The organism is Romboutsia weinsteinii (genome assembly GCF_002250835.2).
Lineage (GTDB): Bacteria > Bacillota > Clostridia > Peptostreptococcales > Peptostreptococcaceae > Romboutsia_A > Romboutsia_A weinsteinii.
Genome location: NZ_NOJY02000017.1, coordinates 1 through 20,672 on the forward strand (window position 1 = coordinate 1; position 20,672 = coordinate 20,672).

Annotated in this window: 22 protein-coding genes; 3 read left to right on the forward strand and 19 right to left on the reverse strand. The window is 29.2% G+C overall.

Annotation, left to right across the window (positions count from 1 at the left end):
- The 13 genes from CHL78_RS10910 to CHL78_RS20990 all read right to left on the reverse strand — a co-directional run.
- A partial coding sequence (locus tag CHL78_RS10910; RefSeq protein WP_147295815.1) for a phosphatidate cytidylyltransferase occupies nt 1–551 on the reverse strand: 551 nt, incomplete at its 3' end.
- A gap of 11 nt (nt 552–562) precedes the next feature.
- The gene (locus tag CHL78_RS10915; protein ID WP_094366960.1) at nt 563–1,297 is read right to left on the reverse strand and encodes an isoprenyl transferase; all 735 of its coding nucleotides are present in this window, start codon (nt 1,295–1,297) and stop codon (nt 563–565) included.
- 235 nt (nt 1,298–1,532) lie between these two features.
- Nucleotides 1,533–2,087, reverse strand: coding sequence for a ribosome recycling factor (gene frr / locus CHL78_RS10925; RefSeq protein ID WP_094366958.1), 555 nt, complete (start codon nt 2,085–2,087; stop codon nt 1,533–1,535).
- Between the two features lie 35 nt (nt 2,088–2,122).
- Entirely contained in the window at nt 2,123–2,827 is a 705-nt protein-coding gene (gene pyrH / locus CHL78_RS10930) for a UMP kinase (protein ID WP_094366957.1), read from the reverse strand.
- 69 nt (nt 2,828–2,896) lie between these two features.
- The gene (gene tsf, locus CHL78_RS10935) at nt 2,897–3,808 is read right to left on the reverse strand and encodes a translation elongation factor Ts (RefSeq protein ID WP_094366956.1); all 912 of its coding nucleotides are present in this window, start codon (nt 3,806–3,808) and stop codon (nt 2,897–2,899) included.
- A gap of 62 nt (nt 3,809–3,870) precedes the next feature.
- Complete coding sequence (rpsB, locus tag CHL78_RS10940) at nt 3,871–4,584, reverse strand: 30S ribosomal protein S2 (RefSeq protein ID WP_094366955.1); 714 nt, start codon at nt 4,582–4,584, stop codon at nt 3,871–3,873.
- 184 nt (nt 4,585–4,768) lie between these two features.
- Complete coding sequence (locus CHL78_RS10945) at nt 4,769–5,956, reverse strand: D-alanyl-D-alanine carboxypeptidase family protein (protein ID WP_199534035.1); 1,188 nt, start codon at nt 5,954–5,956, stop codon at nt 4,769–4,771.
- Nucleotides 5,957–6,037: 81 nt separating this feature from the next.
- The gene (locus CHL78_RS10950) at nt 6,038–7,096 is read right to left on the reverse strand and encodes a potassium channel family protein (RefSeq protein ID WP_094366953.1); all 1,059 of its coding nucleotides are present in this window, start codon (nt 7,094–7,096) and stop codon (nt 6,038–6,040) included.
- Between the two features lie 149 nt (nt 7,097–7,245).
- Complete coding sequence (locus CHL78_RS10955) at nt 7,246–8,409, reverse strand: AI-2E family transporter (RefSeq protein WP_094366952.1); 1,164 nt, start codon at nt 8,407–8,409, stop codon at nt 7,246–7,248.
- Between the two features lie 374 nt (nt 8,410–8,783).
- The gene (locus tag CHL78_RS10960) at nt 8,784–9,722 is read right to left on the reverse strand and encodes a serine/threonine-protein kinase (RefSeq protein WP_094366951.1); all 939 of its coding nucleotides are present in this window, start codon (nt 9,720–9,722) and stop codon (nt 8,784–8,786) included.
- Nucleotides 9,723–9,885: 163 nt separating this feature from the next.
- Entirely contained in the window at nt 9,886–11,187 is a 1,302-nt protein-coding gene (locus CHL78_RS10965) for a VanW family protein (RefSeq protein WP_094366950.1), read from the reverse strand.
- A 105-nt stretch (nt 11,188–11,292) separates the two neighbouring features.
- Nucleotides 11,293–11,925: an endonuclease/exonuclease/phosphatase family protein gene (locus CHL78_RS10970; RefSeq protein ID WP_094366949.1), complete on the reverse strand. Its 633-nt coding sequence runs from the start codon at nt 11,923–11,925 to the stop codon at nt 11,293–11,295.
- 92 nt (nt 11,926–12,017) lie between these two features.
- Nucleotides 12,018–12,179, reverse strand: a complete 162-nt coding sequence (locus tag CHL78_RS20990) for a hypothetical protein (protein WP_094366948.1) — start codon at nt 12,177–12,179, stop codon at nt 12,018–12,020.
- 368 nt (nt 12,180–12,547) lie between these two features.
- Between CHL78_RS20990 and CHL78_RS10975 the strand changes: the two genes are divergently transcribed.
- The gene (locus CHL78_RS10975) at nt 12,548–13,273 is read left to right on the forward strand and encodes a hypothetical protein (RefSeq protein ID WP_094366947.1); all 726 of its coding nucleotides are present in this window, start codon (nt 12,548–12,550) and stop codon (nt 13,271–13,273) included.
- A 69-nt stretch (nt 13,274–13,342) separates the two neighbouring features.
- Here the strand turns inward: CHL78_RS10975 and CHL78_RS10980 are convergent, their stop codons facing one another.
- The 6 genes from CHL78_RS10980 to CHL78_RS11005 all read right to left on the reverse strand — a co-directional run bounded on the left by CHL78_RS10980 (nt 13,343) and on the right by CHL78_RS11005 (nt 18,470).
- Nucleotides 13,343–14,278 (reverse strand): hypothetical protein, encoded by a 936-nt coding sequence (locus CHL78_RS10980; RefSeq protein ID WP_094366946.1) that lies wholly within the window; start codon nt 14,276–14,278, stop codon nt 13,343–13,345.
- Between the two features lie 264 nt (nt 14,279–14,542).
- Complete coding sequence (locus CHL78_RS10985; RefSeq protein ID WP_243446416.1) at nt 14,543–14,764, reverse strand: hypothetical protein; 222 nt, start codon at nt 14,762–14,764, stop codon at nt 14,543–14,545.
- A 105-nt stretch (nt 14,765–14,869) separates the two neighbouring features.
- Complete coding sequence (locus CHL78_RS10990; RefSeq protein WP_094366945.1) at nt 14,870–15,667, reverse strand: putative ABC transporter permease; 798 nt, start codon at nt 15,665–15,667, stop codon at nt 14,870–14,872.
- Between the two features lie 113 nt (nt 15,668–15,780).
- A complete protein-coding gene (locus tag CHL78_RS10995; protein ID WP_094366944.1) occupies nt 15,781–15,984 on the reverse strand; it encodes a hypothetical protein in 204 nt (67 codons plus the stop codon).
- Nucleotides 15,985–16,066: 82 nt separating this feature from the next.
- Nucleotides 16,067–17,236 carry an MFS transporter gene (locus CHL78_RS11000; RefSeq protein ID WP_094366943.1) on the reverse strand — a complete coding sequence of 390 codons (1,170 nt, stop codon included), beginning with the start codon at nt 17,234–17,236 and terminating at the stop codon, nt 16,067–16,069.
- Between the two features lie 25 nt (nt 17,237–17,261).
- Nucleotides 17,262–18,470, reverse strand: coding sequence for an MFS transporter (locus CHL78_RS11005; protein WP_094366942.1), 1,209 nt, complete (start codon nt 18,468–18,470; stop codon nt 17,262–17,264).
- A 379-nt stretch (nt 18,471–18,849) separates the two neighbouring features.
- Between CHL78_RS11005 and CHL78_RS11010 the strand changes: the two genes are divergently transcribed.
- Both CHL78_RS11010 and CHL78_RS11015 read left to right on the forward strand, forming a co-directional pair.
- A complete protein-coding gene (locus CHL78_RS11010; protein ID WP_094366941.1) occupies nt 18,850–19,128 on the forward strand; it encodes a hypothetical protein in 279 nt (92 codons plus the stop codon).
- Between the two features lie 126 nt (nt 19,129–19,254).
- Nucleotides 19,255–20,574 (forward strand): FAD-dependent oxidoreductase, encoded by a 1,320-nt coding sequence (locus tag CHL78_RS11015; RefSeq protein ID WP_330408618.1) that lies wholly within the window; start codon nt 19,255–19,257, stop codon nt 20,572–20,574.
- Nucleotides 20,575–20,672: the final 98 nt, after the last annotated feature.

The window sequence follows — 20,672 nt, forward strand, 5'->3', positions numbered from 1 at the left end:
AAAATACAACAACATGTACTCCCTAATATCCCGCCAATACTACCCTCTATAGTTTTCTTAGGACTAACTTTTGGTATTAATTTATGTCTGCCAAATAAATATCCACTAAAGTATGCAAATGTATCTGTTGCAAAAGATATTATAAAGATTAACCATACATAGGTATTTCCTAAGTCAAAATCTTTAATAGTAAGAACTACATAGTCAAAAAACATAGCTACATAGAATATTCCTATAAATGTAACTGCAATATCTAAAATATTACTTTTACATCTTAACAATGATGTTATTCCTATTATAAACAGCAGGAAAAATACTAAATATGTATAATCTAAAGGTATATCTAAAATATTCTTTGCAACTATATAAATTACAAATATATATCCTAAACTAAATAATGGTTTTATTTCTTTTGCATTAAAAGCTTTATAAAATTCAGTTAGAGCAATTGAAATTAGTACTAATTCTGCTATATATAGAGGTAGTCCTCCAATTATTAAAAACAATAATAACGGAGCTAGTGCCAATCCAGCAATAATTCTTGTAAGCATAAATAATCTCCTTACTTAAGTCCTCCAAACCTTCTATCTCTATTTTGATATACGTATATCGCCTTTTGTAAGCTATCTGCTTTAAAAGCCGGCCAGTGTATATCAGTGAAGTAAAACTCAGAGTATGCAACTTCCCATAATAAGAAATTGCTTAATCTTTCTTCTCCACTAGTCCTTATGATTAAATCAGGGTCTGGAATAGACTTTGTGCTTAAATAGTTTTTTATAGTATCTTCATCTATGTCTTCTATATCTATTTTACCACTTTTGCAGTCTTTTACTATATCTATTACCGCATTTTTTATATCTTGTCTGCTTCCATAATTAAGGGCTAAATTTAAATTAACACCATCATTATTTTTAGTTAACTCCATAGCAGCATTTAACTCGTCTATACACGATTTTGGTAATTCTTTTATTGAGCCTATAGTGTTAATTTTTACATTATTTCTATGTAATTCTGCTACTTCATTTTTTAGATAAGTAACTAAGAGATTCATAAGTGCATCTACTTCAAGCTTAGGTCTTTTCCAGTTTTCTGTTGAAAAAGCGTATAAAGTCAAGTACTCTACATTTAATCTAGAGCATTCTTTTACTACACCTCTTATAGCTTCAACTCCCGCTTTATGCCCTGCAACTCTTGGTAAAAACTTACTTTTTGCCCATCTTCCATTTCCATCCATTATAATAGCTATATGCTTAGGTATATTGTCTAAATCTATGTCATATGTCAATCTATTCTCCATATTTCGCCTCCAATAATATTTCTGACCCCTTAATTTAAGGAGTCAGAAAAATAAGTCATTATTAATTCAACATTATTGTCTATCTCAGATATTTTGATAACCTTTGGAACAGTAAGTCTGTCCTGGTCTTTTCTATCTTGGATAGTTTTTATACTATAATGAATATTTTTATTATCAAAAAATTCTTTTACATCATTTATATGAAGGCCTAGAAGGTTATAATATTTTTTCAATATTATACCGCCATTATATCTTGCTCTTTAGCAACTAATAATACATCTATTTCTTTTACATATTTATCAGTAGCTTTTTGAACATCATCTTGAGCCTTCTTTAATTCGTCAGCAGTTATTTCGCCTTCTTTTTCCATCTTCTTGAATTTATCGTTAGCGTCTCTTCTTTCGTTTCTTATTCTAACTTTAAATTCTTCAGATACTTTATGAGCTTTTTTAGCTAATTCTTTTCTTCTTTCTTCTGTTAATGCTGGTACAGATATTCTTATAACATTACCATCATTAGTAGGGTTTAATCCTAAATCAGAGTTTCTTATAGCTTTTTCTATTTCAGCCATAGCAGACTTATCCCAAGGAGTTATCATTAAAGTTCTTGGCTCTGGTACAGATATAGCACCTACTTGGTTTACTGGAGTTGGAGTTCCATAGTAGTCTACTCTTACTTTATCTAGCATTTGAGCATTAGCTCTACCTGCTCTTATTGTAGTAAATTCGTATTTTAAGGCTTCTATTGTCTTGTCCATTCTTGCTTTTAATTCATTGTGTACAGTTTTCATGTGTTTTTCCTCCTTTAATTACCCTTGTATTTAATTTATTTTACAGTTGTACCTATTTTTTCACCCATTACAGCTCTTATTATATTCTCTGTAGTAAGTTCAAATACCTTTATCGGTATTCCATTGTCCATACATAAAGATGTAGCTGTTGAGTCCATTACCTTTAGTTCTTTTTGAAGAACTTCCATGTAGCTTAATTCCTCAAATTTCACAGCATCAGCATGTACTTTTGGATCTTTATCATATACAGCATCTACATTTTTAGCTAATAATATTACTTCAGCTTCCATTTCAGCCGCACGAAGCGCTGCTGCAGTATCAGTAGAGAAGTATGGATTTCCTGTTCCCGAACCAAATATTACAACTCTTTCTTTTTCTAAATGTCTAACAGCTTTTCTTCTTATGTAAGGCTCTGCAACTTGTCTCATTTCTATAGCAGTTTGAACTCTAGTTGCAACATCTATATTTTCAAGGGCATCTTGTAAAGCCATTGCATTCATTACAGTAGCTAACATTCCTATATAATCAGCAGTAGTTCTATCCATTCCTTCTGATGTTCTTCCTCTCCAGAAGTTACCACCACCTACTACTACAGCTACTTCAACACCTATTTCTTGTATTCTTTGTATAGCTGTTGCTATTTCATTAACTACATCATTGTTTATACCAAAACCTTTTTCTCCAGCTAAAGCTTCTCCACTAAGTTTTAATAACACTCTTTTATACATTGGCTTATTCATCAAAATCCTCCTACTTGAAATATATCATTTTTTTAAAAAAGAGAACACTTGCGTGTTCTCTTTTGGCTATTACTTAAGTTGCTTTGCAACTTCTTCTGCAAAGTTTTCTTCTGCTTTTTCTATACCTTCACCAACTTCGAATCTTACAACTCTAGCTACTTGTATATCTGATCCAACTTTTTTAGCCATATCTGCAACTAATTGCTTAACAGTTACGTCTGGGTTCTTAACGAAAGGTTGCTCTAATAAACAAACTTCTTTTAATTGTTTTTCTAGTCTACCTTTTATCATTTTTTCAACTATGTTAGCTGGCTTTCCTTCGTTTAATGCTTGTTGAGTTAATATTTCAGTTTCGTGAGCTATGTATTCAGCATCAACTTCGTTTCTTGAAACGTATTTAGGATTCATAGCAGCTACTTGCATTGCTATGTCTTTACCCATAGCTAAAACTTCAGCATCTCTAGCGTCAGTTATCATTTCAACAAGAACTCCTATTCTTCCTCCACCGTGTATGTATCCTGCAACTTGTCCTTCAGTAGTTAACTTTTCGAATCTTCTTACGTCTAACTTCTCTCCTATAGTTGCTATTCTATTGTTTAATACTTCGCTTAAAGCTATTCCTTCTCTGTGGTTTTCAGCTAAGAAAGCTTCTATGTCAGCAGCATCTGTAGCTAAAGCCATTTCAGCAGCATCTTTAACGAAAGTTTTGAAATCTTCGTTTTTAGCAACGAAATCTGTTTCTGAGTTTACTTCTACTAATGAAGCAACAGTGTTGTCAGCGTTCATTTCTATAGCAACTAAACCTTCAGCAGCAACTCTGTCTGCTTTCTTAGCAGCTTTAGATAATCCTTTTTCTCTTAATATATCAACGGCTCTTTCCATGTTTCCTTCAGCTTCAACTAAAGCTTTTTTACAGTCCATCATTCCAGCGCCAGTACCTTCTCTTAATTCTTTTACCATTTGAGCAGTTATGTTAGCCATTTTAAAGTTTCCTCCTATATATTGTTAATGGTAAGGGAGACCCTTACCATTAAGTTTTTTTATTATTCTTGGTCTTCAGCTACTTCTTCTTCAGCACCTTGTCTACCTTCGATTACAGCAGTTGCCATAGCAGCAGTTATTAATTTTACAGCTCTTATAGCATCATCGTTTCCTGGTATAGCTAAATCTAATTGTTCTGGGTCACAGTTAGTATCAACTATCCCTACTACTGGGATTCCTAATCTGTGAGCTTCTTGTATAGCTATGTTTTCTTTTCTTGGGTCTACAACGAATATAGCACCTGGTAATTCAGGCATGTCTTTTATTCCGTTTAAGTATTTTTCTAATTTTTCTTTTTCAGCTCTTAACTTTATAACTTCTTTTTTAGGAAGAACGTTGAATACACCTTCGTTTTCCATTTTTTCTAATTCTCTTAATTTCTTTATTCTAGTTTGGATAGTCTTGTGGTTTGTTAACATTCCACCTAACCATCTTTCGTTTACGTAGTACATTCCACATCTTTCAGCTTCTTCTTTTATAGCATCTTGAGCTTGCTTCTTAGTACCAACGAATAATATTGGCTTTCCAGTTTCAGCTATTTCTTTAGTGAATCTGTAAGCTTCTTCAACTTTCTTAACAGTCTTTTGTAAATCTATGATGTATATTCCGTTTCTCTCAGTGAATATATACTGAGCCATCTTAGGGTTCCATCTTCTTGTTTGATGTCCGAAATGAACACCAGCTTCTAATAATTGTTTCATTGAAATTACTGACATTTTTACCTCCTGGTTTTATACCTCCGGAGTGATCTTCTCTCTAAAAAACCTTTTAGGCACCTTTTAAAGATCCCACTTCCGTGTGTGATTATAGTTTATTTTTTCACCTCTAGTAGTATAACATAGAGATTTATAAAATACAACATTTTTATTTTATTATTAATCTTTCCACTTTTTCCATTATTTAATCTGAAAATATCATTTTTAATCTGTTTTTTAGGGATGCGTTGTCAACATCATTATCGCTTATTATATCTACACTTCCTAATATTTCGCCACTATCAGTGTAATATTTTATAACACCTAACACATCACCTTTTTTTACTGGATAGCTTATTTCTTTTAAAGTCATTTGTGAGTTTAGATGCTCGTCATTTCCTATTACAGTGTATAGTTCATCATTTGTTTTTAAAACTACCTCTAATTCTTCAATACCTTTAATATATTTCTTTCCTATTAAATCATCCTTTTCCATGACCTTTTTAGTATAGAAGTTATTTTTTCCGTAGTTAAGCATAGCTACTGAAGCTGATAATCTTTTATTTTTATGATTAGCTCCTAAGGTTACGCCTATTACCCTACGCTCTCTTTCATTTTTTTCATCTTCCTTTACTGTCATAGAAAAAGCTAAGCAGTACCCAGCATTACCTGTATAACCAGTTTTTATACCATCAACTTCAGGCATCATGCTAAGTAGTGCTGAGTTAGTATTATTTTTGCAAAATCCTCTTTCTGGATAAGAGTAAATTGACATGTCTGTAATTGCTGTTACTTGTTTTTCATAATTATCAAACATGTATTTACCTAATGTTGCTATATCCCTTGCACTAGATATGTTTTCTTTTGGTGGTTTTTTTGCATCACTTAAATCATAGATAGGAAGTCCATTTGGATTTACAAAGCTTGTGTTTGACATCCCTATTTCCTTTGCTTTTTGATTCATAAGTTTTACAAAGTTATCTACATCACCACCAATATGTTTTGCTATTGCTACTGCAGCATCATTTCCTGATACTATCATTAGCCCTTTCATAAGTTCAATCAAAGGTATTTTTTCACCTTCTTTAAGATGGTAGCTTGACCCTCTTACTGAAGCAATAGATTTGTCTATGGTTATTATGTCCTGTGCTTTAACCTTGTTGTTTTCTATAGCTTCTATTGCTAGTAAAAATGTCATCATCTTACTTAAGCTAGCAAGTGGTCGTTTTGTATCTGGGTCTTTCTCAAACAATACTCTATTAGTATCTTGGTCGATAAGTATTGATGATTTTGAAAACTTATCTACATCTTTAGATTTAGCATACGCTGCATTTGGAGTTATTACAGCTAAGATGATAGTTAGTATTAGTATTTTCTTTGCTCCATTTTTCAAAATTGTCACCTTCTTAGATTAATAAGTTTATATTAATTTTTTCCTTTTTAGACAATTTTATATCTAGTAATTATTTACTAACTACCGAATCATACGTTTTATAATTACAGATGCCCATGTTGCAGCCAATGTAACTCCAAAAAAAACTTCTATACATACTAAAATCTTTCCCATTGTATTTATCACTATCATGTCACCATATCCTACCGTTGCAAAAGTAATCATGCTAAAGTACCATAAATTCACATATATATTTATAATTTCACTAATTGAATACTTACTAATATTACTTAAGTTAATTCCAATATAATCACCACTTGAAGTCATTAATCCTGTAAGCATATATAATAAGGCGAAAATACTTATTATAAGAATCGTTATAATCAAAATATTCCAAGGCTTCTCTCCGTATCCTATTGCATATCTTGATAAACTATCATAAAATTTTGCTGATAAATACTCTCTTTTATTCGGGTAATCTGTAATTTTCATTATTTTACTTCCGTAGTTTCTTTCATTATAATAATAGTAACCTATCCTATCGTGATCTCCTATTTTTTGAGCTTGTATTCTTGCAATTTTAAAATTGATTTTACCATATAAATAGTCTTCTTTTTCGTAATGTATATTTGTTAAAATAAATTTACTGTAATTTCTAAAAACTATCCCATCCATCCTAGGTAGATTTTCAACATTATTAACTACTAAATTTTGTCCTTTAAATTTTACTTTTTCAAATATTTTTTTGCCTATATTCTCTTTTACAAATTTAGTTTCTTTAAAACTACAGTTTCTATAAAAGGTCACCCTTTTAAAGGAAACCTTCTCTTCAAATAATGTATAATTAAAATCTGTATCATATTTAAATTCATAATCATTAAATATTGCTTCCTTTATAAATTGCGCCTCAGTAAAACTTAGCCTTTTGTATTTATAATCAATTACATCTTTAGTTACAAATTTCTCATTAAATATAAATCCCCTAAAATCACTTATTTTTTGATTTTTTATTTCATTAATAAATATCTCACTTTCTTCTATATTTTTATTCTCTTTATGGAAAATACAGTATCCCGATTCATCTGCACACCGATTGCACGCTACATTATCGTCAATACTAGATACCCACTTACAAGTCATAATATCCTCCTTGCTTAACAAATCTCTAGGTATTTAGTATTAGTTTTTTATGACCCTTTTATTTATATATATATAGCTTTTAATCTCACAATAGTTATAGTCTATGTACATAAAAAAGCACCTAAACATAAAGTTTAAGTGCTCTTATATTATTTATAATCATCAGTTTCTATTGGCAGTCCTTTTTTTCTAAGCTTATTCTCAACTATTTCTTTTATTATTGAGTAAATTATTGCAAATACAGGAACACCTACTATCATTCCTATAAGACCAAAGAATTTACCTGCTACTAGAAGTGAGAACAGTATCCAAAATGCTGATATACCAATTGAGTCTCCTAATATTTTAGGTCCAATGATATTTCCATCTATCTGTTGTATTACTAATATTATTACTAGGAACCATAAAGCTTGCATTGGCGAAACAAATAGTATTATTATAACCGATGGTATAGCTCCAAAGAATGGTCCAAAGAATGGAATAATATTAGTTATACCTATTATTACAGAAATTAGTAATACATATGGCATCTTAAATATTGTAAGTACAAAGAATGTAAGTACACCTATTATTAGAGAATCTATTATTTTCCCAACTATAAACTTACCAAATGTATCATTACTTCTGTAAGTTAATTCTAACACTTTATCTGCAATTGCTTCAGGTAATGTTGCTCGTGTTATCTTTTTACCTAAAGCATGGAAGTTTTCTTTATCTATTAATAAGTAAATAGATACTATTAATCCTATTACTATATTCCAAACACTAGAAGCTACTACCTTTACTGTGCTACCTAGTATAGGTAATAAATCTGTAGCTATTTTAATAACATAGTTTACAAATTCATTCCATTTATCAATAGCTAAAGCCATATATTGATCATCTACTTTTAATTTATTCATTAAATCATCTAAAAATACAGTTGCATTATTTACATAAGCTGGTATATCATTAGCCAGTCCTGATATACTATCTACAACTTGCGGAAGTACAAACTGTATAAATAGGTATAGTGTTAAAAACACTGTTGCATATGTAAGTAATAATCCTAAACCTCTTTTTTGCTTATGAGAAATTTTCTTAAAGAACTCACCTCTAAATAATTTTTCTTCATAAAATGTCAAAATAAAATTAAAAAGATATGCTAGTACACATCCTATTATTATAGGCTGTAATATTGCTATTACATTGCTTATTTTACTTGTAAATATATCTAAATCCGATGAGATAAGATAAAATATAATACTACAACACACTACTAAAAAAGCATATACCGATATGGTAGTGTACTTTTTATTCCATTCAACTTTCATTTGTTCCTCCTTAAATTCCCTTATATCAAATTATTTTCTATTATTATCTAAATTATGTCCTTACTAAGTTTTTTCTTACATATTTATGTATATTTTTATATGTCACTCAACCTCCCTATATTTGTTAGATTCTAGTATAGCCTATTTTAAGTTAGCTGTAAATAATGTCTATTAATTAATTTGTTATACAATAAAATTGTTTCTTTATGTACTATTTCGATTTCAAACATTTAATATTTTAATATAAATTTCATGCTAATCTTATCCTTTGATTCTAAGATTTTCACATTTTTTATTAAAATATTAAAATTGGTATAGATTATACATAAAAAGCATACTAAATTAATTTAGTATGCTTAAAATTATTTACATATTTATAAATAAGCTGCTGCCATAAAACTAATTAAAGCTATTACAGCGGTTCCTAATAAAAACTTCTTCGGCGATATTATCTTGCCATTTCTTGATTTTTCTTCTATATCATCTATGATTTCTTCTTCTATATCTGCTTTATCATACATTATTTTACTTATATCTATGATAATGTCGGATATATTAGTATATTTATTGGTTCTACTTAAAAGTTTCTTTATAATATTTATAAGTTCTTCGTTTCCGTTTACAGCTTTTACTTCATTCCAATTTACACCCTTATCTATAAACTTTAACATTTCCTTTTCTGTTGCTCCTTTTTCAAATGGAAGCTTTTTAAATATACATTCATATAGTATAATTCCTAATGCAAAAAAATCACTTTCTATATCTGTATAGTTTATATTTAATTGGTGTGGGCATAAATATCTTATATTATTATCTAATCTAAGATTTACTCCATTGTTAGCTTTTGTAACTCCAAAATCAGAAATTTTTATATTGTACCACTTATCTACTATAATATTACTAGGTTTTAAGTCTCCATGATAGAGATTATGAGCATGCGCAACCTCCAACGATCTTAGTATTTGCGTCGCTATACCTATTATTGCCTCTAGGTGAAGGTAATTTCCTGAGATTATTTTATCAAGCCCTATTCCCCCACAGTATTCACTTACTATGTAATATAGAACAGTATCTTCAGTGCAATGTACACCTACTTCTAATATCTTCATTATATAATGTGATTTTATTCCATCTATATTAGTTGATTCATCTATTAAGTTAGATACGAAATCTTCATGTATATTGTTTTCGTGCTCTATTATTTTAATTAATACTTTTGTATTGTCGTATACATCTCTGGCTTTATAAAGCGTATTTAGCTCTATTGAGTCAATTTTAGATAGTATTTCATATCTATTTCCTATTAGTGTCAATTATCTCACCTCCCCTATTATAAAAATAATACATCATCATATCCCTAAGTATAACAATATTTGTATTATTTTTCCATATTTTCCATATTTTTATCAAAATAAGATTAATCCTCTATAAATAAAAAAGCTACACTCAATCAATTCGATTAAATGTAGCTTTATTCTATACCTTTTTATATACACTTTTTGCTATATATTCAGTATCTATAATATTACCATTAGAATCTAAATACTGTCTGTAAGTTTTAGTTGCAGCCAGCCCTCCTTCTGTAAATCTATCAACCTTAATAGATATATTTTTTACATCAGCAGAATTTCCATATACTCTAGAAGTTACCGTTCCATTTCCTATTACATTTTTTATATACACTGGATGGTCATATGGATTTGAAAATCTTAAATCACTGTAACCATCACTTACCATTGCATCTTGTCCCAAAGGAGCATAGTTTGATGCTATAGAATGATTTTGTGTATCTGTAACCTTAAGGCCCGAGAAAAGTACTGCATTATATAATGTTGTTGAAGTTTGACAAACACCACCACCTGGCCCTTGCTCAAGCTTCCCATTAACTATTATTCCAGCATCTTTGTATCCATTTGATTTAGTCCTAAGACCTGTTAAGTTATTGTATGAAAACTCCTCACCAGGCATTAAAAGTATATCACTTGTACTTTTAGCTGATAATGCTATATTTGTCGCTCTTCCTACAGGATTTAATGTATATCTTGTTGTATGTTCAGCTAAAAGTTTGTTTACAGACTGAGCTTGCGCTGTAGTAATGTTTGGTTCTTTTTTATTTACCACAAGATTTAAATCTCCAAAAGATTTCTTTTCTATCATCTCATATATAGCTTCTTTATTAGCAGCTATATCTACTTCTTTCCCAACTACAGCAGGTGTTACACTGATTCCACCTGAAGAGCTTATACTAACTTCAGCATCTGACATAGTTTTATTTATTTCATTAGAAATATTTTCTATAGAAGTACTTAACTTAGCTTCATCATAACTTGATTTTATACTAAACTGCTTCTCATTGTTAATAAGACCTATCACTGCGCCTACATTATTAAAATATGATTCACTCTTAGTATAGTTGTAAGCATTGTCTACAACTTCCTCTACATTATACTCTAACCCTATATCTTCTGGTGAAATAGTAAAACTATTTTCTTCAAATGATAATCCAATATTTTGAGGAGTATATTTACTTGTTACAGCACCAAGAGCTTCTTCTTTAGTCATGCCAGAGATATCAATACCTTCTACAAAGATATTTTTTGATACAGTATCTGTGTATATATAATTTTTGTTAAAATAACTTATAGACGCAAAAGCTATAAGTCCTGCTACTCCTATAGCTACTACTGGACCTAAATACTTAGACCTTTCTGTTTTTTCCTTTGATCTAAACCAACTAGATTTTTTCTTTTCTTGTTCAATAACTAATTCTTTGCTCATTTTCCCCCCACCTCATTCATAAAACTAATTAAATTATAGGGGAACACATATACTTTAACAACATTAGGTCTTAATATGTAACTTTATTGTCACATTTAGATATTTTTAATATATTTTACTTATTACTGGATAATGATCTGACAAATTTATTTTATCTACACTATAATCCTTTATATCTAATCTCTTATCTACAAATATATAATCTATTCTAGCCCATGATTTGCCAAAGGTAGGTACGCAGTTTAGATTTAAAACTACTGATGCATCATTAAACTTACTTATATTAATATTTCTTTCGTTGAAATCTCCACACAATATATTTTTTCCTGTAAGTCTATTTGTATAGTCTAATATTTCATCTATCTGAGTATATCTTTCTTCTTTATCTAATCCTAAATGAGTATTTATGACATTCAATTTTAAATCATCTATTTTTGTTTCAATATTTAAAAATCCTCTTTGTTCTTTTTTACTAGTCAAAAATACATGGCTACTATAATTGATAGGATGCTTTGATAGAGTACACACACCAAATAACATAGCAGGTTTATTTACATTAGTAGCAAATACACCATCGTATTTAAGATCTTTTTTTATTTTTAGAAATTGATGATTTAGTACTTCTTGCAAACAGATTATATCAAAGTCATTTTCCTTAAAATAGTCAATCATTTTTCCAAGCTTTAGCACATTGTTTGCATCCATTCCCTTGTGAATATTGTAAGTTAGTATTTTCATTAAATCCTCTCCAATCAAATAATACCTAGCTCATTCCCTTTTATCTTTGAGCTAGGTATTATTTAAACTATTTATATTAAATTTCAATACGACTAGTGACGTATCTCTTTTTTTATTCTTGTAAACTTCCCTTCACTTACAACAAATACAAATCCCATTTTTTTATATATTTCATCAAGCTGCATTAGCGTTACTTCACCATTTTTTAAGTTGTTTAAAGTTATATCTTGTATTGTTCCTATTGGCATTTTCATTTGTTATCTCTCCTTTTAAATTTTATATATTTAATTCTATTTATAAAGTTTAATAATTATTCCATTTTATCCGTGTTTTTCTAATCAAACATCTGTTCTTTTTGTTAATCTTATTATACCTCAAACACTCGTTCGATTACAATAGTAAAAATAAAAAAGTTTTATATATTTTTTTGTCGCATATTCTGAATTAAAAAAATTTTATATATAGTTTTTTTAATTTTATTTCTTTTAGGATGTATTTTTACTACAATTCTATAATAGGAATTTGTATGTAGTATTTTATAAATATCTCATTTTGTGATATTACAACTTTATATATTTATCGGTTATGAAATGTATAGAAAACAAATATAGGAGGTATTTACATGTTTATAAATCAAGGCATAATTGAAATATTACTTTATGAAGCTAAATATTCAACTGACTACGATATTGAAAAAGTATTTCTTAAAGCCTGTAAAAAAGAAAAACTAAGCTATAAGGACATAGCTACACTTTTGCAAATTGAAGATGAAAAGCATCTAGATAAATTATTTGAAATAGCAGGTAGGGTAAATACTCATCATGCAGGACCAATAGATGTAGATCTTAGAACAACTGCTACCACTACTGATAATTATAGAAATCTAAAAGAAGAAGGAATATGTACTTATATGCTGTTTCAGGAGACCTATCATTTGGAGACCTATCTAAGAAATTATGGCAAGTCTATAACCGATGACTACTATTACCACATTACAGCATTTGATAGAGCCATAGAGGCTGGCTTGGAGGATGTTGGCACCGGCGTATTATTAGGTTTAGCTAACCCTAAGTTTGAAGTATTAGCCCTAACTATGCACAATGAACACATAGAAAACAAATATGGCATAGGATTTAGTAATATCTTATTCCCTAGGCTAAAAATTACTGAACACATGACTTCAGAAGAATATCCAAATATAGTTAATGATACTGCATTCAAAAAAATTATAGCTATAACACGGCTATCCTTGCCTCTAAGCAATCTAATCATGTCTACTAGAGAAACTAATCAACTAAAAAATGACTTTTTGGAATGCGGAGGCTCACAGGTAAGTGCTGATTTTTAGTACTTATGTATTTTTGTAATTTAATATAAAAAGGAGATAACTCAATAATTCGAGTATCTCCTTTATTTTTTATACTTGCACAGTAAGAATATCAATTGTATTATCATCCTTTTCAGTAAACTTAATAGAAAAAGTAATTTTGCAATCCTTATGAGAAATATCTTGAAGTGATGTAGCTACACTTTGAATAACTTTATATACTCTTCCTTCGTCTTGTTGACCTATAGATGCATTTAAATTAATTATTATTTTCTTAGGGAGCCTGCTTCCTCTTCTAAATAACATACTTGAGCCTATCTTATTTTTAATATCTTCTTCTGTATCATTTTCATTTAAACTCGCTATACACATCTGAACATCATTTCCTGTTTCTTCAAATAACCACTTTATATCATCATAATCTAAGTTTACACTACAAGTAGACATTATGTTTTCTAGTAGTAAGTCAATAGTCTTAATTATTATGTTGTAATCATATATTCTATCTTCCTTAGCACTTATTTTGTTAGTGACTTTTTTATTAGATAGATTTATTGCTGGACCAATATTTTTATTAACCTTCTTCATATAAAACTTAGTATCAAGTGTATTTCCTGCTTTACCTTCATATCCAGTTACAATAGGCAGGATTATTATATCATTTTTAAGGGCGTGTTTACCCAACTCTAATGCTATCTGGGTTGATGTAATATCATATATATCCCAAGTAAGAATTACCATTTTTTCTTCTTTTATTAAACTAAAAAGCTCTTCACTTTGACTGTCTATTTCATCTATTAAATTTAAAAATTTATCATTAACTAAACAGTCATATCCATGATAACTACTGAAGTATATTTTTTCATTAGTATTTATTACACTATTATTTGTATCTATTGCTGCTAACTTTATATTATTTTTTTTATCTTCAGATAGTTTATTAATTATGGATATACCTTGAGGGCCTATCCCTATGAATTTAATTTTATTTATGCTTTCAAAATTACCTTCTATGACTTTATTCATAATTAAATTTCCCCCTTTACTAACTTAATTAAAATATATTCATCTTATAGGTTTTACCTGCATAAATTACGTATTTAATATAAAATTACTATATATTCTATTGTATTCACACTACGTGTTAATATCAACCATAAGGAGGTGAACATTCTGAAAATTAAAAATAATACATAATACAGTACATTTTTCTCATAATCTCATCTACTAAACTTATGTATTTTATATAAATTGAGCTATCCAAAATATATTTGGATAGCTCTACATTAATTATTTCTTAATATTTTTCTTTACTGCCTTACCAACATTTTTACCTGTATTTATAGTTTCTTTTGCTATAGAACCTACTCCACCAATAACATCTTTTCCAACTGAACCTACAGTTTTAAAGGCTTCTTTACCAATAGATCCTACGCCATTTATTACTTCCTTGCCTACATCTTCTACAGGTTTAGTGACTTTTTTAATTCCTTTTTCTTTACTATCTCTCATTAAATTACATCTCCTATAAATATACAAGTTAAAAAATAGTAAACTACTATTTGTAATAATATATGCAAGAAAAGTCAAGAAGTTACTTCATTAGACTCAAACCTATTAATTCTTATTTTTCTCTTTTAAAAATTCCTTTAAATATTGAAGTTGCTTTTGTTTTTTCTTTTTATTCATATCAGGAAATGCTTTAATAATCCTATTTACTTGTAAAGCTTTTGCTCTTATATTGCGTATTTTATCTTTAACTTCTTCTATCCTATATTGTATGTAACTATCTTCTTCTCTATATTTATCAAGCTTTGATAATAATTCTTCTTCATTAAATTTATCTAAACATATGTTAAAAGCTTTTAAATCCATAATGATTTCATCAAGCCTATCTAGTTTTACATTTAACTTGTTAAGGGCCATTAAACTAATGATAATATCGACTATTAGCCACCCTATTCCCACTATAGCTAAAGAAAGTAATGTTTTTGTGGAGATATTTTCTACAAAGCTCACAACCTCTGGTTGTATTATTTTCATTAATACTACCGACATAATACCAAATAATATTGAGTTTTTTAAACATATTCTTCCCTTTATATTAAATCTCTTATTTGAATAATCCCACCAAGTAGTATGAAGAGTCTTCTCTAATATATACCCTGTTACATATTCAAGAATTGATGTAAGTACAATAGCACATATAAACAAATATATAATATCTTGAGGCTTGTTTTTAAGCACAAATATTAGCATTGTAGCTCCGAATCCATATATAGGACATATTGGTCCATTTAAAAATCCCCTATTAACTACTTTTTTATTTCCTACAGTGCAATAAATACACTCACTTATCCATCCTAAGAAACTATATATAAAAAAGTATATAATTAGTGATAAGACTGTTCTCATAGTAAATCTCCCCTAGATATATTATGAATACTACAAACTTATTATGATTATTAATTCTTTACTTTCACTAAAAAAGCCATCTATATAAGGTGGCTTTAATATTATAAAAATTATTACTTTTCTTCATCTGAAGCTTCCATGTAGTCTTCTACTTCATGACCACATTCAGGACACTTGTATGTATCAAGTACATATTCAAAATCTTCTCTTACTTCATTTTCAGTTCCTTCATTTAATATTTCAAAATCAGTTCCTTCTTCATGATTTGTTAATTCCATTGTTTCTATTATACATTTTGGGCAATACATTGTAGACATATCTATTCCTCCGTTATTTAAGATGATTTATATATTTTAACACTTTTGATTTAGTTTTACTATATATTATTTAATTAATAAGTTAAGAAGCTACACCAACTTCCATATATTCTCTACTACTTATATACCTATTAAGCAAAACTATTATACCTAATCCCATTAATGAGATTGCTATAGAACACCCAAATATGAAATTCATACCATAACTATCTATCAAGTTTCCATATATTAGCTTCATAATAGCTGATCCCATACCTATGGTAAAGCTATATACAGTTATAGATGTTGAAGCTAGGTTACTTGGTACTACTTTTTTTATAAAATCAAAGGCACATATAGTCATCATTGAAATTGCCATACCATGCAAAGATGCTGCAAGTATAAACACCCATATGTTATTTGTAGTTATATACACTGCCCATCTAAGTAAAAGTGATAAGCTACTTATCGAGATAAGCTTTATATATCCATACTTCTCTAAGAATCCTTTTGACTTCATCATAAAGAAAAGTTCTGGTGTTACCATAAATAATGTAAGCATACCTACAAGATCTTTTCCCGCTCCCATATTCATAAGATGGATACCTTGATACGCTCCTACCCCCTCTGCAAGTGATAATACACAAACACACATAGCTAATATAAGAACAAATCCTTTGTTTTTTATAAGATTGGGTAAGTCTTTTTTTATATTCATTTTATTTTTATTTTCTTCTATATTGGTAGTCTTTAAAAATGGAACAATAAATAAGCAGATACCAAGACTTATTACAAAGCCATAAAATGATATAAAATCACTACCTGTAAATTTAATTATCTGACCAACTGAAAATGCTGCAATTGCAAATCCAGCAGAACCTGCAGCACGTACTGCTCCATAGTTTTTATTGTTTTTATGACAGTAGATTGTACAGATACTATCTGTAAGTGGTAATAATGAACATTTAAAGATGTCAACTAAAGTCATAAGTATAAATACCGCTACAAAACTACTTGCTTTAGAATAAGCTATCATAAATACTATTGCGCAAAACAGATTAATACAGATTATGTTCTTTTGTTTTTTCGTTAAATCACTTATTATACCCCATACTGGAAGCATAAGTATTCCAAGTAATGAAGGTATTGAAACAATAATACCTATTTGAGAAGCTGTAAAGTTTAACGTTTTCTCCAAGTATACAGACAAATATGGATAAAAGGAACCTATCCCTATAAACAGGAATAAGTACTGCATATAAAATTTAGTCATGTATCTTCCCCCTTTATTCTTTTGTTTAATTTTCAACCTGCTTATAACATTTACTCTTAAGCTCTTGTTTGTAAATATTGCTAAACATTATTATTCCTATAATATACAGAACTATTGTTACATAGTATGGAGCGTTATATGATACTTTCTCCATTACAAATCCTCCTATGGATATACCTATTGCCCTACTAACATTTGAAGATAAACTAAGTACACTACTAAGGTTAGTTCTATCTTTCTCATCTACAAGCTCCATGGATAAGTTTTGAGTTAAAGGCATAGCCATATTCATAAGTCCATTTCTCATAAAAAATGATATTGATATTAAGATAAGCCCCTGTGGAAATGCTATTGAAAGTAAAAACGGTATAGATAACATCTGACATATTATTACTGAGCGAATCTTACCAAATCTATTTGACATAAATGGTATTATGCTTCCTCCCAATATACATCCAAACTGAGAAATAGAAAGTATCATACCAACAATACTATCTTCTATACTCATAGAGTATTTTAAGTAAACACTAAAAAATGGCACTACTATTCCTGCGCCAAGCCCTATGATAAAGTTATACACCATAAAATTTACAACCTTCTTGTTTAGAATATTAACATATCCTTTTAGACAAGATTTGAAGTCTCTTGGTTTTAAATCTTTTGGCTCTTTCATAAAAAATATTGGTATAAGTGCTAATATAGATAATAGTGCTGACATAATAAATATGATTGTGATAGCTTGAGTTGATGAGAAGAAATTTCCCATATAAGAAGAAAGCATACCCCCAATAAATGATGCTCCCATCATACCAGTATTTGAGATTATAAAGTTCATACTAAAAGCCGACACTCTTTCATCATCTTTAGTATTTTCAGTTATATACATACCTTCTGCTGTAGCCTTTACACTAAGTCCGAATCCATTTAGCATAGCCATAGCCGTAATAAAGAATATATTTTCAAATAATACTAAACATGCACTCCCTATTGCTATACAAAAAAATCCAAGAGTAAAGCTTCGTTTTCTTCCTATTCTTTCTATAAGATATGCACTTGGTATAGATGCAATTGCCATAGTAAAGGTATTAATAGATAATATACTTCCTACTAAATGTTCTTGATAACCCATTTCTTTTAAATATATTCCTATAAACATGTTAAAGATACCCATTGCAAAGGATGCTAATAGGTTAATTGATAAAAAAAGATAAATATTTTTATTAAATTTAGTCATAACTATCCCCCCCACCTAATAGTATACCATCATTTCATGCTATATTTTATATTTTGGGAATGTATACAAAGCTTCCTTATTGTCTAATTTTATCTATAAAAGGGTTGAGGCCATAATCTATCCTCAAGCAAGATAGACTATAGCCTCATTAGTATTAAAAAATTCTCTTAACAGTTATATTATTATTATATACCATCACTTATACTTTTAAAAAGTATCTTCTTTGTTAAAGCATGCACTAACTCAAATATGTATAGCAAAAATTAATCTAGTGCTTAATCATATATATTTAAATCATTATAATTAATAACTTAAGTACTATAAATGTGAAAGTGCAATATATATAATTATAAATATACTTTTTAGGAGTGATTATTATATGAAGTATTGGGCTTTTAGAGCTGGTCAAATAATCGATATACAGGATATACCAGAACAAGGCATTAAATTTGTTACAATTGCAACTGACCCTGAAAATATCTATACAGCTACAAGATTAATAGCTAGTGATAAAACTTTGGTTATGGATCCTAACCATGAAGAAATTACTCTAGATGATTTAAACGTTGGTGATGATGTTTTTGTTTACCACTCTATGGCTATGACTATGAGTATACCTCCTCAAACACAAGCCTTTGTAATCGAAGTAAGAAACTAATATAAATAATACATCTCTATACTTAAAAACTCCTTAACAGGAGTTTTTATTTTTCTTATATCACCTTTTCGACATTATATCGCATATAATATATAGATTCATCAAATTATTAAGAAGGTGATATGATTGAAAATTATTACTCCAAATAATCCTAAGTATGAGCTAGCAAGACAAGAGTGGAACAGATCAATACAAAAGTTTCCATTAGTTATAGCATATTGCGAGGATTACTATGATGTTAGCAATGCTGTTTGCTGGGCTGTAGAAAATAATGTTGATATTAGAATACGCTCTGGCGGACATAATTACGAAGGTTATTCTACTGGCAATAAGGCTATGGTAATTGATTTAAGCTTGATGAACAAAATAAAAATAGATAGTTGTAATAATACAGTCAAAATTCAAGGTGGTGTAAACTTTGGTAAGCTTTATAATACTTTGGCAACTCAAGGGTATCCATTTCCAGGTGGTACTTGTCCAACAGTAGCTGCTAGTGGCTATTCTCTAGGCGGAGGCTGGGGATATTCATCAAGATATCTGGGGCTTGGATGTGACAGTATTATTGAAGTTGAGATTATCGATTATGAAGGTGATTTATTAGTTGCTAATGACTATATTCATTCTGATTTGTTTTGGGCTTTGAGAGGTGCTGGAGGTGGAAACTTCGGTGTTGTTGTATCCATTACATTTAAGCTTCCTCCTAAGGTTGATAAAGTTACTTTTTTCGAAATAACTTATCCAAACTCCTCACCACAGACTCAAATTGAATTTTTAAATATATGGCAAAAGTGGATTGTAAGTACTGATAGAAAAATTAATATGAATGCTTATTTATACAATTCAGAAAGTGATGGTATATACATCTACGCTAGGGGTATTTATTATGGTATTCCTGATAATGCAAGAGAGCTACTATATCCATTTTTTAATATCTACAGTAGTTATTCAAATATTGAATATTTACCTTTCATAGAAGCAATTAATATAATCGCTGCCTCCTACCCTCCTTATGAAAAATTTAAGACAACTGGAAGATTCTCTACTAGATATTATTCCTGCTTTGAACTAGAAGGCATAGTAGATATTGTAAATCAAAAAAGACCTAAGGGCTCAATACTCACAAGCATTAATGTATATGGCCTAGGTGGTAAAACAAAAGATGTAGGCAAGTTTGACACTGCTTTTTACTATAGAAACGCTAACTATATTTTAGCCATCCAATCTGTATGGGAAGATAATGAATATAAAGAGTATAGTTTAAAATGGGTTGAAGAAAATTTCAAATATTTATACTGTATAACTGAAGGCTCATATATAAATTTCCCTTATCTTGAACTTCCATATTATCAATGCAACTACTTTGGAGAAAATGTTCCTAGACTTAAATGCGTTAAACATAAATATGATCCTTGCAATACATTCAATTTTCCACAAAGTATTAGATAATATTTTATATTTCAATATTTTATTACAAAATGGTGTTGGTCTCCCCCATCACCATTTTTATATGTTAATATTATATAAGGGACAAACATATTACCGAG